Source organism: Marinobacter sp. CH_CUG1437-1 (genome assembly GCF_037029655.1).
GTDB lineage: Bacteria > Pseudomonadota > Gammaproteobacteria > Pseudomonadales > Oleiphilaceae > Marinobacter > Marinobacter salsuginis.
In genome coordinates, this window is sequence record NZ_JAYMEW010000002.1 from 525,660 (window position 1) to 540,855 (window position 15,196).

Below are 15,196 nucleotides of genomic sequence, written 5' to 3' on the forward strand. Positions count from 1 at the left end.
CTCAGTCTTTTCACCATGACAGGGTCCGGGGATCCTGGCGCTCAGAATTGCGGTGTTCGCCGCTGATGTTGCCATCGGAAAGGGTTATGACCCTGTCGCCCATGGCCGCGATCGAAGCGTTGTGGGTGATAATAACCGTCGTGGTACCGGTTTCCCGGTTTGCCCTCGCCAGGGCCTCAAGGACCAGCACGCCAGTGGCTGAATCGAGCGCTCCCGTGGGTTCGTCACAAAGCAGCACAGCCGGACGCTTGGCGACAGCCCGGGCAATGGCAACTCGCTGCTGCTCACCACCCGACAACTGAGCGGGAAAGTGATCAATGCGCGCTTGCAGGCCCACCAGGGCAAGAGCCTCTTCGGGCGCCATGGGGTTGGATGCAATCTCGGTAACCGCCGCCACGTTTTCACGGGCAGTCAGGCTCGGAATCAGGTTGTAGAACTGAAATACAAAACCGACGTGTTCCCGACGGTAACGGGTCAGTTCCCGATCGCCGGCCTTGCTGAGGTCTATATCCCGGTAGTGGACCTCCCCGGAGGTGGGAACGTCCAGCCCACCCAGGATGTTGAGAAGCGTGGATTTACCCGAACCGGAGGCGCCAAGCATGACGACAAGCTCGCCGCCAAAAAGATCCAGATCGACGCCACGTAGCGCATGCACCTGAACCTCGCCCTGATCGTAAGTCTTGGTCAGCCCTCGTGTATGAAACACTGGCAGTTCTGAACTGCCCGCCGTCCGTGGTTCCACTGTGTCAGTCAGTCTTCGGCACAGTCGACACAGACCGTGGTATAGGGCAACACCTGCAAACGGCGCGGGTCGATGGCTTCGCCGCAGGATTCACATTCGTCGCCCACACCGTTCTCAATGCGCGCAAGTGCGTGTTCAATCTGCACCAACTCTGCACGGGTTTCCGTTTCGAGCGAGTCGACCACCTCGTCATTCTGGGTCTGGGTAGCCTGTTCCTCGAAATCCTTGTCCAGCGCACCAGCCTCCCGGTGCTGATGGGCTTCATAGCGGGAAAGTCGGGCCGTCAGGTCTGCCTTCAAGGTTTCCAGTTCGGATTTCCGGTCAGTCATGTGGTGCCTCCTGCCTTGCCGGGAAAACATTCTCTTACAATAAAGCATAAGCTGAACCCGGGATTGATGCTTGTCAAAATTGCGTCACGCCGGCTGAGGCAGAATGGAACTCCATCGATTCTTCATGCAAAGGAGTTGTGACCATGAACACTGAGCTTTTTGAAAAGGCGACCCGACTGAACGAGACCCTGGTTGAGCAGTTCGGAAAGGCCGCGGAAATGCAGATGAACGCCTTCCGCCGCTATGCCGATGTCACCATGGAGCAGGCCAAAAAGGTGTCTGAAGTGCGTGATCTGGAAGGCCTGAAAAGCCTTACTGGCGATCAGGCGGAAACTTTGAAATCCCTGAGCGAGCAGTTCACGGCAGACTGGAAAGCCTGGCAGGACTACTTCAATGAAAGCCGGGAGCAGATTCAGAAGGTGTTCGAAAAAGCGCCGGAAGAAGTCACCAAGGCCAGCCCGAAAGCTGCCAAATAGGGGATACCCATGTTCGGTCTGGATACGCTCGGGAAAGCGGTTGGTCAGCTCGTCAACGTTTTTGAAACGAACGTCCGCCAGGGACAGCAGCAATTGGAGAAATTGCTGGGGGACGCTGGCGTCCTGGATGATGCAACCCTCTCCACGATCACGGAAATGTCCGACGCTTACCGGACAATGGCCGAGGATCTTCTTCTCCATCCGCTCCGGTTCGCCGGCGCGGAGCTGGATCTGGCCCGCAAACATGCCGCGCTGGGGCATTACACCCTCGCCCGGCTGATGGGTAAGGACAAGAAGCCCGTTGTGGAACCCGAACCCGATGACCGGCGCTTCCAGGCCGAAGACTGGCACAAGCATCTGCCGTTTGATGTGCTTCACCAGGCGTACCTGATCAATTCCCGCACGTTCCTGAACTGGGTCGCCGGCATGGAAGGGTTGCCCCAGGCCGGGCGGGATCAGATGCTGTTCTACGCCCGGCAACTGACCAGCGCGCTGTCACCGTCCAATTTCCCGGCCACCAATCCGGAAGTGCTTCGGATTACCTGGGAACGCAAGGGGATGAACCTGGTCGACGGTGGGCGTCAGCTCATCGAAGATCTGCGCCAGAACCCATCCCTGTTCAATGTTGGCATGACGGATCGCTCCGCCTTCGAAGTTGGGCGTAACCTGGCAACCACGCCGGGCAAGGTGGTCTTCCAGAACGAACTGATGCAGCTGATCCAGTACTCGCCAACAACCGAAACCGTCAGCAAACGCCCCCTGCTGATTGTGCCGCCCTGGATCAACAAGTATTACATCCTGGACCTGACGGCCAGGAACTCCTTTATCCAGTGGTTAGTGAACCAGGGGCAGACCGTTTTCATTATCTCATGGCGCAATCCTGGCCCTTCCCTTCGGAACAAAGGCTGGGAAGACTATATGGAGCTCGGGCCGCTGGCTGCCATGGAGGCTGTAACCGAAGCCACCGGCGAAGAACAGATGAACGTGATCGGTTACTGTATCGGTGGCACCCTGCTGGGCTCAACACTGGCCTGGCTGAAGAAAAAAGGCCGCGATCCGGTAGCCAGCGCCACCTATCTGACCACCCTGCTGGACTTCTCGGATCCGGGTGGAATCGGGGTGTTTATCAACGATCACTCGATCCGGGGCATTGAGAGAATGCTTGAACGCAAGGGCTACCTCGACGGCCGTGCCATGGCGTTCACATTCAATCTGCTGCGGGAAAACGAGTTGTTCTGGTCGTTCTGGACCAATAACTACCTCAAAGGCGAGAAGCCTGCGGCGTTTGACCTGCTGTACTGGAACACCGATGGCACCAATCTGCCTGCACGCATGCACAGTTACTATCTGCGCCAGATGTACCTGAATAACCGGTTGGTGCAACCGGATTCCCTGAACCTGCTCGGGGAATCCATCAACCTGTCCGAGATCGAGGTGCCCTCGTTCTTCCTGTCTGCCCGGCAGGACCACATCGCCAAATGGAAAACAACTTATAAGGGAGCCCTGGCCCACGGCGGCGATGTCCGCTTTGTGCTCTCCGGCTCAGGCCATATCGCTGGCGTGATTAACCCGCCCTACAAGGAAAAGTACGGCTACTGGACCAACGACACACTGGTGCCGGACGCAGACGCCTGGTTCGAGCAATCCGAACACCATCCGGGCTCCTGGTGGCCCCACTGGCTTGAGTGGATCGGGCGCTTTTCCGATGGAGACGTACCGGCCCGAGTACCTGGAGAAGGCAAATTGCCCGCCATTGAAAATGCTCCGGGTAGCTATGTGAAGGTCAAGGCAGCCGATGCTGCTAAACAGTAACCCAAACGCTTTACCTCTAAAGGCAAGAACAAGACGCCCGACCCAAAAACGACAAAAACCAGGAGTGACCATGGGGCGACCGCTACCGATATCCCGCATCATGCACAGCGGTCTTCTGTTGCGTTGCCCTCCGCAAACGTCAATCGCGGAGGCGGCCGCGCGTATGGCTGAAAACTCGGTCAGTTCGATTCTGATTTCTGATAATGACAAGGTTATCGGCATCTGGACCGAACGGGATGCCCTGACCGTCGATTTCTCCAGACCGGAAAGCTTTGAGCGACCGGTCAGTTCCGTTATGAGTGCCCCGGTGCTGACACTCCCCTGCGACATGGATGCTGGCGAAGCCGCACTGCGTTTCCGGGAAACCGGCAAACGCCATTTTCTGATCGTCGATGAGTCAGGCACCCCGTCCGGCATTCTTTCCCAGACTGACCTAGCCCTGAATCAGGGGCTGGAACCCTACCTGCGCTTGCGGGAAGTAAGTACTGCGATTACCCACCCCCCGCTCGTCACTGATGGCAAGCTGCCACTCTCCGAAGTGGCTGCGATCATGCACCGTCAGCAGGCAGATGCCATCGTGGTGGATTGCCACGACGGCGGTCTCGGGATCCTGACTGAGCGGGATATTGTGCGCCTGATTGCACGTAATACCGGTAACGCATTGGCTTCTGACCTCGCCACCCGGCCGCTGTTAACCGTTGGCGAGTCGGACCCGTTGATTCACGCCAGGGACCTTCTGATCAACCACCGGATTCGCCATCTGGCAGTGATCAATAGCCAGGGAGAGGTGACCGGTCTGATTGGCTACAACGATATGCTCGCTGGCGCCGAACAGATGTATCTGGACGATTTGCGAGACGCTCTTGAGCAGAGAGACCGCGCCCTTGCCCAGTCCCGAAAGACTCTCCAGTTGGCAGAGCGAGTCATCGAGTCTTCTTTCGAGGGCATCATGGTGACGGACAGGAACGTGAACATTGAGTTCGTTAACCCTGCATTCACACACCTGACCGGCTACAGCCAGGACGAAGTTATCGGCAAAACGCCGCAGATTCTCTCGTCAGGACGACACGACACCGAGTTCTACCAGCGGATGTGGAACTCTCTGGTTACCCATGGCTATTGGCGGGGTGAAATCTGGAACCGGCGCAAAACCGGAGAACTCTACCTCGAGCTGCTGACAATCACCGCCATTACCGACAACGAGGGTAACACCACCCACTACGCCGGCCTGTTCACCGATATCACCCAGAACAGGAAAAATGAGGATCAGATTCGCCAGCTGGCTTATTACGACGCGCTTACCGGCATTCCGAACCGACGCTTGCTTGAAGACCGACTGGAGCACGCTATTCGGCATGCCCACCGACGATCCTCACTGCTTGCCGTCATGTTTATGGACCTGGATCATTTCAAAAACGTGAACGACCAACTTGGTCACGCCGCAGGCGACGAACTGCTGCTTCAGTTCACGAGTCGGGTCCAGAGCTGTCTGCGTGAGGACGATACCCTTGCCCGATTGGGTGGGGACGAATTTATTGTCCTGCTGCCCGATCTGGAGAATGTTGAAGATGCCTATCGGGTTGCGGAACGCCTGATTGCCCAGAACCAGGAACCCTATCGCATAGATGGCACGACTCAGCGTGTAGGTTCGAGCATTGGCATCAGCCTTTACCCCCAGGATGGCTCGACGGCATCCGAGCTGCTGCAAGGTGCGGACATCGCCATGTACCGGGCCAAGCAGGACGGTCGCAATCTGTTCCGGCTGTTCACCCCCGAGGTTGCTGCGGGCGCCTGATCTCGCCCCGCCTTTGCCATTGTGGCACTATAGCCCGCTCGAAGAATGGCGGAGAATCCCCCGATGTTTTATACCACCCTTGCGGCGATTGCGGTTGCCATGATCCTTTTTGCCTGGCTGGGACTCAGGGCCCGACTTGCAGACGGCGGCCTGGATGATTACGTAACAGCGCGGAACAGCCAGGGGGCCAGGGCCCTGGGACTCTCTTTTCTTGCCTCCGGCATGGGTGGCTGGATTCTATTTGCACCGCCTGAGGTAGGTGCACTGGTCGGGCCTTTGGCGCTGGCAGGCTATGCCCTGGGTGCCGCCCTGCCGTTCATTGTGTTCGCCTTCTGTGGCCCAGCCATCCGCCGATTCCTGCCCGAGGGACGCAGTATCGGCGAGTTCGCCAACGCCTGCTATGGCAATGGCGTGCGCCGCTATGTCTCAATGATCTCGGTACTCTACATGCTCTGCTTCCTGACCGCGGAGCTCACCGCCATCGGTGCCATTACCGCGCTGCTCTCCGGCATAGAAGGTGGCATTGTGGTTATTGGCGTGGCGGTCACCACACTGATATACACGGCCGTCGGCGGCCTCCGGGCAAGCATCGTCACCGATCAGTGGCAGGCATTATTACTGATCGGCTTGCTCGCCATTGTCAGTTTCGTCGCCCTGGGCAAACTCCCGGACGCAACACCCGCCGCCCTGCCGGACATACCAACCTCTGCATCTCTGAGCGTGGCGCTGACGTTGGTAATCGCGGTAACCGCCGCCAACCTGTTCCACCAGGGATACTGGCAACGATTGTGGTCAGCCCGTGACACCGGTGCCCTCAGTCGTGGGGCTCTGCTAGGCGGCGCAGTCACCATCGGCGTTGTCGCCGTAGTGGGCGGGCTCGGAATCTTGGCCGCCATGAGTGGCGCCGACCTGGGCAGCCCTCCAATTCCGTTCTTTGCCTTGCTCGCTGATGCTCCGGCATGGCTTGCTTTACCGGCTCTTATTCTGGCCATCACCCTGGTCGCTTCGTCGGTGGATACCCTGCAGAACGCGCTTGCTTCCCTGGCGGTTACCGAGAAACAGGGCCTGTCCATAATCAGCGCCCGTTGGTTCACTGTGCTGCTGATGATTCCGGTCGTTCTGGTAGCGCTTCAGGGCATTTCCGTACTACGGCTGTTTCTGATCGCCGACCTGCTGTGCGCCACGGCGGTGCTGCCGGTGCTGATGGGGCTTTGGAGAAAGATGACCACTCGGGCGGCGATTCTGGGCTGCCTGGCAGGGCTTTTCGGAGCGATTCTGCCGGGCTGGATTTCCGGTGGCAGCCTGATGGCAGGTCTGGAAGCTGCGAGTTTTCCGGGCAGCATTCCGACCCTTATGCCATTCGTTGGAGCCCTTGCAGGCTCCGGTCTGGTGAGTCTCGCGATTGCGGTTGTGACCCCGAAACGCTAGGCGGAGGTTATGCTGTCCAGTCGGTTAACTGGACAGCAATTCAATCGGGTACCTGATCTTGGTCTGGTCGACGCCCGGCCGCGCCCCGAAATCCACCAGCCTCAACCGGTTACAGATCTTGTTCTCGAGCGCCGGCTCATTCAGCGTTGATTCAACCACTGAGCAACTGGACACCGCACCGTTAGGTTCGATGACCAATTCCGGTGTGATACTCCCCTGGAGCGAAGGCTTCCGTCGCAGCTCCCGGTTGTAGATGCTGTATATTGCCGATTTGTTGGCGTCCATGGTTCGACGCAACTCTTCCTTGCTTCGGGTTCGGGCGGCGGTCTCCTGTTTTTCCTTTCGGGCAGCTTCTTTCACTGCGGCAACCCGCTCTGTCTCCGCAACCTCTGCGCGCTCGCGCTCAGCAAGCGCAACCTGACGAGCCTCCCGGTTCAGAGCCTCTTCGTTGACACCACTGCTCCGGGTATTTTCCGTAGCACGGGTTGCGAGCGTATCGCCGGTTTTCCGCGCAATTGGTTCAGCAGTCTTCGCTACCGGCCCATCAAGCTTGACCGACTCTGCCAGGGAGCTGAGTTTTGACAGCTCGTTCCCCATCGCGAGGATACCAGTGTTCTTGGCCTTCTCCCGGGCTTTGGCCACCGCCTCAGGTTTCGGTTCCGGCTTGGGCTCAGGTTCTTCTGCTACCTGTGGTTCCGGCTCAGGTTCCGGAACCACCGGTTTGGGAATGGGCTCCGGTTCGGGCTCAGGCTTCGCCTGCTCCACGGGCTTTTCCTCGGGTTTCGGTGGTTCTGGCTCAGGCTCGGGCACAACCAGTTTTGGCGGTTCCTTTTTCTCGATGATCAGTTTGGCGAGTTGGGGTGGCAAGGCCTCCTGTTCCTCACGGTCCCGCTCTGGCAGTTCTATCCAACTGACATAGCCTGCAAAAGCCAGGAACAAAGGCACCACAACAACGGCTGCGGCAAGCAGCCGCTTTCGCTCACCGCGTTCCTGATTCCAGGGCAATCCATACCGGTAATCCATAAGGCTCAGGCTCCCTGTTCCGTACGCTGATTAACCGCCAGGGAAATGCTGGCATAACCGGCGTCCACACAGGTGGACATGATTTTCTTGAGCAGCTCGTAAGGAAGTTCCCGGTCCGCAAGAATGGTAATCGGACGCCCTGCATCCGGCGCTGGCGCCGACGACCGGCTGGCCTGGTAGTCGAGCTCCTGCTTCAGGGATGGCTCAACCTGCCCGTCGAAGGTCTGGAAGGCGTCGCGTTTTACCACCAGTCGACCATTTACCAGAATATCCCTGTCGGTCACCGTTAATGCCAATACATCACCCGGGGGTTGTTGGGCAGTCGAATCGGGCAATTTGATGGTGCTGTTCTGGTTGAGTACCTGCACGTCAGACGAAGAGTTCACCATCAGGAAGAACACGAGGATGGTAAAAATATCCATCAGCGACACCAGGTTCATTTTTCCCTGGCTTTTGTTGCGGCGGTAATGACGCTTCAGACGACGGGCTTTCGCGGATTCTTTCACGAGCTCACCTCCGCGGAGCCCGAGGCCTGGGCAGGCGCATCTCCGAGGGAGATTTCGGGGAACAGTTCCGCCTCTACAACACTCCCAGCCACTACGGCTTCATAGGAGCGCACCGTATCCATCACGGAAACCAGGGACTGATAGGAGGTCTGGCGGGACGGCATGATGATCACATCCTTCTTGTCCGGCACCCGACTCTTGATCTCTTTCATGACATCCTTGAGCAGAGCAAAATCATACTCGCCCTCACGCCGGGGTATGTCCTTGATGACGCCGCCCTGGTTATCTGCAACAACCAGCCGATCTTCATAGATCACAACCTGGATCTGCAGTTCTTCGGCCTGCTCTGCCGACAGGCTCTCGCCTGTCGGGAAGTTCAGTTCCAGAACGCTGGTGTGGGCAAACACCATGTTCAGCAGCAGTACCGGCACCAGCACAATCATGAGATTCATGAAGGGCGTGATGTCGAGATCTGCCTCACTTTGTAGGCGACGATGCTTCCGTCTCATGGCCTGACATCCTTCTGGCTGGTTATCAGGCCGGGCTACCGGCCGGTGTCGCTACCTGTGCCGGCGCAGCGGCAGTCTGACCCTGAGTTTGTGCACCGGACTTATTGCCGGAGCCATCGCTGAGAAGGTTCAGAACCTTGATGCCGGCCATCTCGAAGCTATCAACAATCTCGTTGGTCTTGGTCTGCAGCAGCGAATGGATCAGGAGCATCGGAATGGCTGACATCAGGCCAAACGCCGTGGTGTTCATGGCGACCGAGATACTCTGGGACAAGAGGCTTGCTTTCTGGGCCGGATCCGCTGCGGCTACTGCGGTAAAGGCGGCAATCAGACCGATGATGGTACCAAGCAGGCCCAGCAGCGTGGCAATGTTGGCCAGCGTTGCCAAATATTGTGTGCGCTTTTCCAGCCGGGGCATAACATCCAGCAGCCCCTCTTCCATGGCGTATTCGATCTCTTCGCGACCCTGGCGGCGGGCCAGACGCTGGAGGCCGAAGCCGATCATGGTGGACATGGCACTACCGGACTCCTGAGTATAATTCAGTGCGCCCTTCAGATCGCGCTTTGCAATCATCTGGTGGAGGCGGTTGAAATCCCGACGGTTGGTCAGTTTCTGGGCGGAAAGGTAGACGTAACGTTCAATGGCAACAATGAGTCCGATGATCAGCACAACGGCGATCGGAAACATAAAAAAGCCACCTTCCTGGAAGAAGCGAACGGCGGTATCGATCATTTTCTGGGCACTCCATGGTCCGTTTTCAGATCAGTCTATGCGCGTCCTGCCCCTGTGCGGGTAAGTTCGCGAAAGTCTGTGTGAGGGTTTGTTTAATCTTGCGCAGGTACACACACAGGATGTGACAGGCATCACATCCTATTCCCCGGTTTCTGCCTGATTCTGTTTGATAAACGCCTGGTGGTAGCTGATGAACCGCTGAAATTCATAGCGCTCCAGCGGCGCGAGGCCCTGGTCGACCATCAGGCGTTCTTCCGGCGCTCGCAACTCGTCGACTTGCGGTGGCTGCCAGGGCACCAGATACATCACAGTAGGCACTTCCTGGTCACCACGGATGCGGGTGCCTTCAATGGTTACAACACCCGGGGCGTCCTGGGCATACAGCATAGGCGCTGCAGGCAGCAGCGCGGACGCAGCCAGAGTGAGCAATACGAGACGTTTCATATCACCTTCTTCCCATCAGATTCGGTTTTTCGCATCGAAGATCCAGTCTTCCAGTCTCGGGTGCGGCTCGCTGGCAACCGATTGATAGCGCTCGTAAAGCTCAACGGCATCAGCAGGATTCCCCAGGTAGATATCGAGCAGAAAGGCGAGATTAAGGATCGCCGGGGCGTATTTCGGATCCGAGGACAGTGCGGCGCGATAAAACTGCTCCGCTTGGTCGAATTCTCCGGCATTCCGGGCAATCACGCCCAGATGATTCAACGCCTGGACATGGTCGGGATTTACCGCCAGCGCCGCCTCAAACCATTTCGTGGCTGTCTCGGTGTCGCCTTCGTTGAAAGCAATGATTCCCAGGTTGACCATGGGCCCTGCCTTTTCCGGGTAGTCGCTGGCCAATTGCTCGAATCGGGACCGGGCTTCGGCAACATCTCCCCGCTCCATAGCTTTTACAGCTTCGCTGAATGACGCCTCAAGAACCGCCTGCTCGGCTTGTTCGTCTGACTCCGGCTGCGGCGGGGCGGTCACACATCCAGACAGCACGGATATCACGACAAGACAGATTCCGAAGGTCTTAATCGAGCTCATAGACAATCCCCGAGGTTACTTCTTCTTTCCGGTAGCGCCCTGGCAACAGCACTTTCAAGGCCTCGTAACTGCGCCTGACCCACTCATCGAAAATGCCCTCCCGGGCCCGCCGGATATTCTGCTCGTGAATATCAATGGCGTTGTCTTCGAATGGATAGGCCTGCTCTTCCAGCAACAGCTCGTACTGGGCCAGTTCAAGCTCGCTCAATCCGGTAGGCCGCTCAGAATCCATCAGATCTGCGCCGAGGCGTCCATAGATATGGGCAATCTGATAGCCCGCCTCGGTCGAGAACGAGGAGAGTCCGTAACTGGCGGTTTTCTGATAGGCATTCACCGCCCTCTCCAGCGCATCGGTTTTCGCAGTCATGCTCTCGTTCAGAGGGAGCGTCAGGCGAATGCTGTCATACCGGGCAAGAGCCTCCCGGGCAAGGGTCGCCGAGGCTGATGCCGCAAGGTAACGCATGCGATCGTCCGCCTCCTCGGGGGCGTCGTCCACCGTTTCCATCTGCTTGCGCAGCCAATAATCCCGTCTTTCTGTGTCCCCCTCTTCCTGATAGAGCTCGGACAGTCGATTGGCCGCTTCCATATAGACATCCGCCGGCTCGGGATGGCTGTTGGCATAGTCGCGCCAGGTGTCGATCGCCTTTTCCCGGTTGCCCGCCTGATCGTAGAGTTCTGCTGCAATCAGCAGATTTTCCCGACGCTCTTCGGGCGTTGTCGCCAGGGCTACCATTTGCTGAAGTTCGTCTGCGGCTCGCTCCCACTGCTCCGTTTCGCGATAGGCCAGCGCCAGTTTTGCCGGGACAGTGTCAATCAGTTCGTGATCCGGGAAAGCCCTCCGGAAACTGGTCAGCACACTGATAGCCTGATCCCACAGATTGGCGGTGATCAGAAGTGAGGCAGCATCGTATTCCGCATTTGCCCTCAAAACGGACTCGGGGACGGCACTACCGACTCGCAGGAATTCGCTGACTGCCGCCTCCACATTGCCGGCATCTGCCAGCTGCTCGGCCTGCCGATAGACTGCTGCGGCGAGATTCTCGCGCACACTACCTCTGCGTTCATCGTTTTCAGCCATGGTGGCGAGGGCATCACGATAGGCCTGCTCCGCCTCCGCGTATCGCGCCAGTTCAGACAGACTGTGGCCAGACAGTAACAGGGCTTCGGTGGTCAGGTCAGACGGAGGTGCCGGCTGCCAGGTAACAAGACGGGCTGCCATGTTGACCGTCTCTTCCCAGCTGTTCTGATCAAACTCCCGTTGCAGCGCAATGTAATACACGGCCGGAGCCCGGGGATCATCCGGGAACGCGTTGGCAAATCGCAGCCGATTCAATTGCTGCAACTCCTGATAGGCCCTCTGGTCCGATACGGGCTGGTTGTCCCATGTATTTGCGTACTCCCGGAAGGCGAGCACAGAGGCATAGCCTGCTTCAGCGGCGCGCTCGGGCACCCTGTCCCCGGGGTAGTCATAAGCAACCCGCTCAAACGCTGCGATGGCTGCCGGCCAGTCTTCCAGTTCCAGATAGGTCTCTCCGAGGAGGAAAAGGCGCTCAGGTGTCCGGGGGTGATCGGGGAATGTGGCTGCAAATTCTGCGTAATAACGGGCGGCATTGCGGTAGTGACCATCCGCCTGCTGATCATCTGTGGCCTCCCCTGCCAGCAGATACTGACGGTCTGCCAACTCTGGCAAGAGCTGTTCCAGTTGCTGTTCGATGAAGGCGATCGCATCGGGGTCTGCTGACTGCCAGTAATCACTGTAGATACCGTAAAGGCTGACAAAGCCGGCCTTTCTGTCAGGAATAGTCCGGGTGAAGCCGGCAAGCTCCAGGGTATCGATGATCCGTATGTGGTAGCGCGGCGCCCAGGGGCTTGCCGGATGGTCTTCTATATAAGCTTCATAGACATCGATCGCGTCAGTGTACTGCTCCCTTTCCAGCAGGAGCTCACTGTAGCGGTCGTAGACCAGAATTTCGTAGGGACGCCCACCAGTCTGGCGAAACAGCGCCTGAAGGGTTTCCGCTCCGTCCAGGTATGACAGTGACAGACCCACTACCCTGAACAGATCCTCGATCAGGGTCTGGCTCCGCTGGTCCACATCTTCAACCGGTTGCCCATCGGGCATCACCAGATCGAGTACTTCAACGTAGCTGAACAGGGCCTCCTGATATTGCGCTTGCTTGAACAGGCTCCAGCCTTTCATGTAATGCGCGTTCACAAGGAACGAGGCATCGGCCATGCGTTCCTGGCTGGCAAGGGTAACCTCGTCGAAGGCCTGCTCAGCATCCTGGTACCGGCCATCGATGAACAGCAGATCGCCCCGACGGAACTGGGCTTCAATCCAGTATTCCGAATCCGGATAACGGCGGACCAGCGTATTCAGCGCCTCCAGCTGCTGGGGCGTCGCACCCCGAAGTTCCCAGGCCCTGGCAAGCTGATAGTAGATCTGGTCATTGCCCTCGCGTTCTGGATATTCAGACAAAAGACGCTGATAGGCATCAATCGCACCGGAGAGCTCATCGACGGCTGTATCCGCCATTTTCCGCTCCGCTCGCTGGAACTCCAGATCGGCCAATCGATGCCGTATCGTGACCTGTTTACGGGGATCGTCCACGAGTGGCAACAGCGCGTTGTAGCTTTCCATCACCGTCTCGATGGAGACATCGCTCGCTTGTTCACTGTCAGCGTCCGCACCTTCAGTGGATTGCCGAACGTCGGTTGCCGGCAGCGCTGCCAGGGTGCCCTCACGCACCCGGGGCATTTCCTCGTCGCCGACGGGCATTATCGACTGCCACATCTGGCAGCCACTGACCAAGACAAGGGCGCCGGCAATAACAAGCCCTCTAACGATGTTTCCAGGCGCCCAGTTATTCATCTGCAACACCTGCACTCTGCGATGCACGGAACAGCTGATCCGCCAGCCTCGCCTGGGCATGGCGGGAGGCCACCAGATACCCGTTCAGTTCTTCCTGCTGGGCTGCAAGCATGTTGTCTACCTGGCGCACGAGAGCTCGCCGGGCATTCCCCAGTGCATCGGCTACCTCTGCCCCAAGGTTCGCGAGTTCCCGCTCACTGGCAGCGATACGTCGAGCCAGTTCGGCATGGCGGCTGTCATCGGCCATCAGAGCTTCAACCCGCTGCCGTTGGACCTGGAAGCGTTCCATTTCACTGTCCAGCTCACGCAACTGCTTTTGCGCCGCCCAACGGTTCACCCCGTAATCATCAGCAATCCACCAGTCGAAGTAGGCACGCATCCTCTGATAGGTCGCGCGCTGGCTGTCGGTGGTCGCGTCGTCAGGCAAGCCCGCCAGGGTTTCTTCAACCTCATCGAGCTTGTCCCTCAGTGCTTTCTGTTTTGTGGTCATGAAGAAACCGGCGTCTTCCTCGGACACCGCAGCAGATATCTTGTCTCTGAACGCCTGATGTAGCTTTTGCCACTGGTCAGCTTGCTGGTTTTCCAGCTCCCGACGGGTCTGGGCAATGCGAACCTGACGTTGCTGTTCGCGGGTCTGAAGCATGACTCGGAAGGATTCAAACCGGGACTGCCGTTCAGCAATGAAGGACTGCATCCGGTAGAGTTCGTTCAGTTCAGCAAGGGCCTGCTGGAACGTCTCCGATGCCAGCACTTCCGCCATGCCGAAATCGGTCGGCTCCACACGCAGTCGCCCGTAGGAATCCGTAAGAATCCCGTCGCTATCACGGCTGAAATCCAGCTGCGCCATCAGGCTCTCTTCACTGAGTCTATCCCGGATTCCGTCGAGCTCCTCGATCCGGGCCTGGTAATGATCGGCTGCCTTTTGAAAAGCGGGCAATGCACTCTTCGGCCGGTTCATCTGCTCTAGAACGTAGGCCCTGGCAAACGGCACCTGTTGGCGCCAGGGGAGAAACAGATCGCGATTCGCGAGGGTATCGAGAGCATCCAGTGCCCGCTCCGGCCTGCCCTGCCCGGCGGCAGCTACCGCGTAGTCAAAGAGGGCCTGATCGGCAAATACCCCGTCCAGGGGTATGTTCCCAAGAACCTCCAGGGCCATGTCGAACCGATTGTCCCTGAGATACAGCCTGGCCAGTGACAAGCGGGCCCGGCCCAATAGTCCCTCGCGCTCGTCCTCTGGTTCGGCAACATCGATAGACTGTTCGATGATGGCAATGAGTTTCTGCAGTTCCGACTCGGCGGCGACTGCTTCTCCCGCAGCCAGAGCCGAAACCGCCGAATTGTAGCGGAGGTAAAGGGACCAGATATCAGTGTCTTCCAGTTGCGCGCGAAGCGACGCAAGTCCCGATTCCTCTCCGAACTTCGAAGACATCATAGCCAGCCGGGCTTGCAGATAAATCCACTCGCGGAACAGGTCATGGTTGGCCTCAGCCAGAGTGTTGCCATCCACGCGACCCAGATTCTCGCTGGCCAGCTGGTAATCACCTTCCAGGTAGAACACCTTGCCCAGGTAGAACCAGGCCTGATTGCGGACATCGGGCGAGAGCGTGCTGCCCGAACCTTCATCGCCCAGCAGCTGCGTGAACAAACGGCTGGCCTCACGAGTCATTCCCCAGGAGAGCATCAGCCCGCCCTCTACCAGAGCCGGGTGGTCACCGTGACCCTCAATGCCACCCTGTTCCCGGGCAACCGCCAGCTGAGTCAGTGCCTCGAAGGCGTTGCCCTGATGGTATTCATAGAGTACCCAACCGTAACGAAGGTCCTTCGCACGCTCTGGTTGAACATCTTCGGCCTGAGCCGGAGAAACCATCGTCAGCCAGAGCAAAGCACCGGTGAAAAAAACCGGAAGCGCTCGAAACGACGTGATCACGATCAATCCCACGAC

14 protein-coding genes are annotated in these 15,196 nt (G+C 58.2%); 4 read left to right on the forward strand and 10 right to left on the reverse strand.

What is annotated here, in order from left to right; genetic code table 11:
- Positions 1–10: 10 nt before the first annotated feature.
- Positions 11–706 carry an ABC transporter ATP-binding protein gene (locus tag WA411_RS07810; protein WP_227549488.1) on the reverse strand — a complete coding sequence of 232 codons (696 nt, stop codon included), beginning with the start codon at positions 704–706 and terminating at the stop codon, positions 11–13.
- Positions 707–750: 44 nt separating this feature from the next.
- Positions 751–1,071, reverse strand: coding sequence for a TraR/DksA family transcriptional regulator (locus WA411_RS07815; protein ID WP_069183342.1), 321 nt, complete (start codon positions 1,069–1,071; stop codon positions 751–753).
- Between the two features lie 143 nt (positions 1,072–1,214).
- On the opposite strand from WA411_RS07815, the gene WA411_RS07820 reads away from it, so the two are divergent.
- From WA411_RS07820 to WA411_RS07835, 4 genes are all read left to right on the forward strand, one after another.
- Positions 1,215–1,547, forward strand: a complete 333-nt coding sequence (locus WA411_RS07820; protein WP_069183341.1) for a phasin family protein — start codon at positions 1,215–1,217, stop codon at positions 1,545–1,547.
- 9 nt (positions 1,548–1,556) lie between these two features.
- On the forward strand, positions 1,557–3,359 hold the full coding sequence (locus WA411_RS07825; protein WP_291907168.1) for a PHA/PHB synthase family protein: 1,803 nt from the start codon (positions 1,557–1,559) through the stop codon (positions 3,357–3,359).
- Between the two features lie 100 nt (positions 3,360–3,459).
- Positions 3,460–5,154, forward strand: coding sequence for a diguanylate cyclase domain-containing protein (locus WA411_RS07830; protein ID WP_336064753.1), 1,695 nt, complete (start codon positions 3,460–3,462; stop codon positions 5,152–5,154).
- Positions 5,155–5,217: 63 nt separating this feature from the next.
- Complete coding sequence (locus WA411_RS07835; protein WP_136631834.1) at positions 5,218–6,582, forward strand: sodium:solute symporter family transporter; 1,365 nt, start codon at positions 5,218–5,220, stop codon at positions 6,580–6,582.
- Positions 6,583–6,606: 24 nt separating this feature from the next.
- Here the strand turns inward: WA411_RS07835 and WA411_RS07840 are convergent, their stop codons facing one another.
- The 8 genes from WA411_RS07840 to WA411_RS07875 all read right to left on the reverse strand — a co-directional run bounded on the left by WA411_RS07840 (position 6,607) and on the right by WA411_RS07875 (position 15,181).
- On the reverse strand, positions 6,607–7,605 hold the full coding sequence (locus tag WA411_RS07840) for an AgmX/PglI C-terminal domain-containing protein (protein WP_291907161.1): 999 nt from the start codon (positions 7,603–7,605) through the stop codon (positions 6,607–6,609).
- Between the two features lie 5 nt (positions 7,606–7,610).
- On the reverse strand, positions 7,611–8,111 hold the full coding sequence (locus tag WA411_RS07845) for an ExbD/TolR family protein (protein ID WP_064228964.1): 501 nt from the start codon (positions 8,109–8,111) through the stop codon (positions 7,611–7,613).
- Positions 8,108–8,620: an ExbD/TolR family protein gene (locus tag WA411_RS07850; RefSeq protein WP_023009970.1), complete on the reverse strand. Its 513-nt coding sequence runs from the start codon at positions 8,618–8,620 to the stop codon at positions 8,108–8,110. Before WA411_RS07850 ends, WA411_RS07845 begins: the two co-directional genes overlap by 4 nt.
- Before the next feature lie 25 nt (positions 8,621–8,645).
- Entirely contained in the window at positions 8,646–9,353 is a 708-nt protein-coding gene (locus WA411_RS07855; RefSeq protein ID WP_069183336.1) for a MotA/TolQ/ExbB proton channel family protein, read from the reverse strand.
- 138 nt (positions 9,354–9,491) lie between these two features.
- Positions 9,492–9,797 carry a hypothetical protein gene (locus WA411_RS07860; protein WP_069183335.1) on the reverse strand — a complete coding sequence of 102 codons (306 nt, stop codon included), beginning with the start codon at positions 9,795–9,797 and terminating at the stop codon, positions 9,492–9,494.
- A 15-nt stretch (positions 9,798–9,812) separates the two neighbouring features.
- Positions 9,813–10,382 (reverse strand): tetratricopeptide repeat protein, encoded by a 570-nt coding sequence (locus WA411_RS07865; protein ID WP_136631836.1) that lies wholly within the window; start codon positions 10,380–10,382, stop codon positions 9,813–9,815.
- Positions 10,369–13,254, reverse strand: a complete 2,886-nt coding sequence (locus WA411_RS07870) for a tetratricopeptide repeat protein (RefSeq protein WP_291907149.1) — start codon at positions 13,252–13,254, stop codon at positions 10,369–10,371. The genes WA411_RS07865 and WA411_RS07870 overlap by 14 nt, the downstream gene beginning before the upstream one ends.
- On the reverse strand, positions 13,247–15,181 hold the full coding sequence (locus WA411_RS07875) for a hypothetical protein (RefSeq protein WP_291907147.1): 1,935 nt from the start codon (positions 15,179–15,181) through the stop codon (positions 13,247–13,249). The genes WA411_RS07870 and WA411_RS07875 overlap by 8 nt, the downstream gene beginning before the upstream one ends.
- Positions 15,182–15,196: the final 15 nt, after the last annotated feature.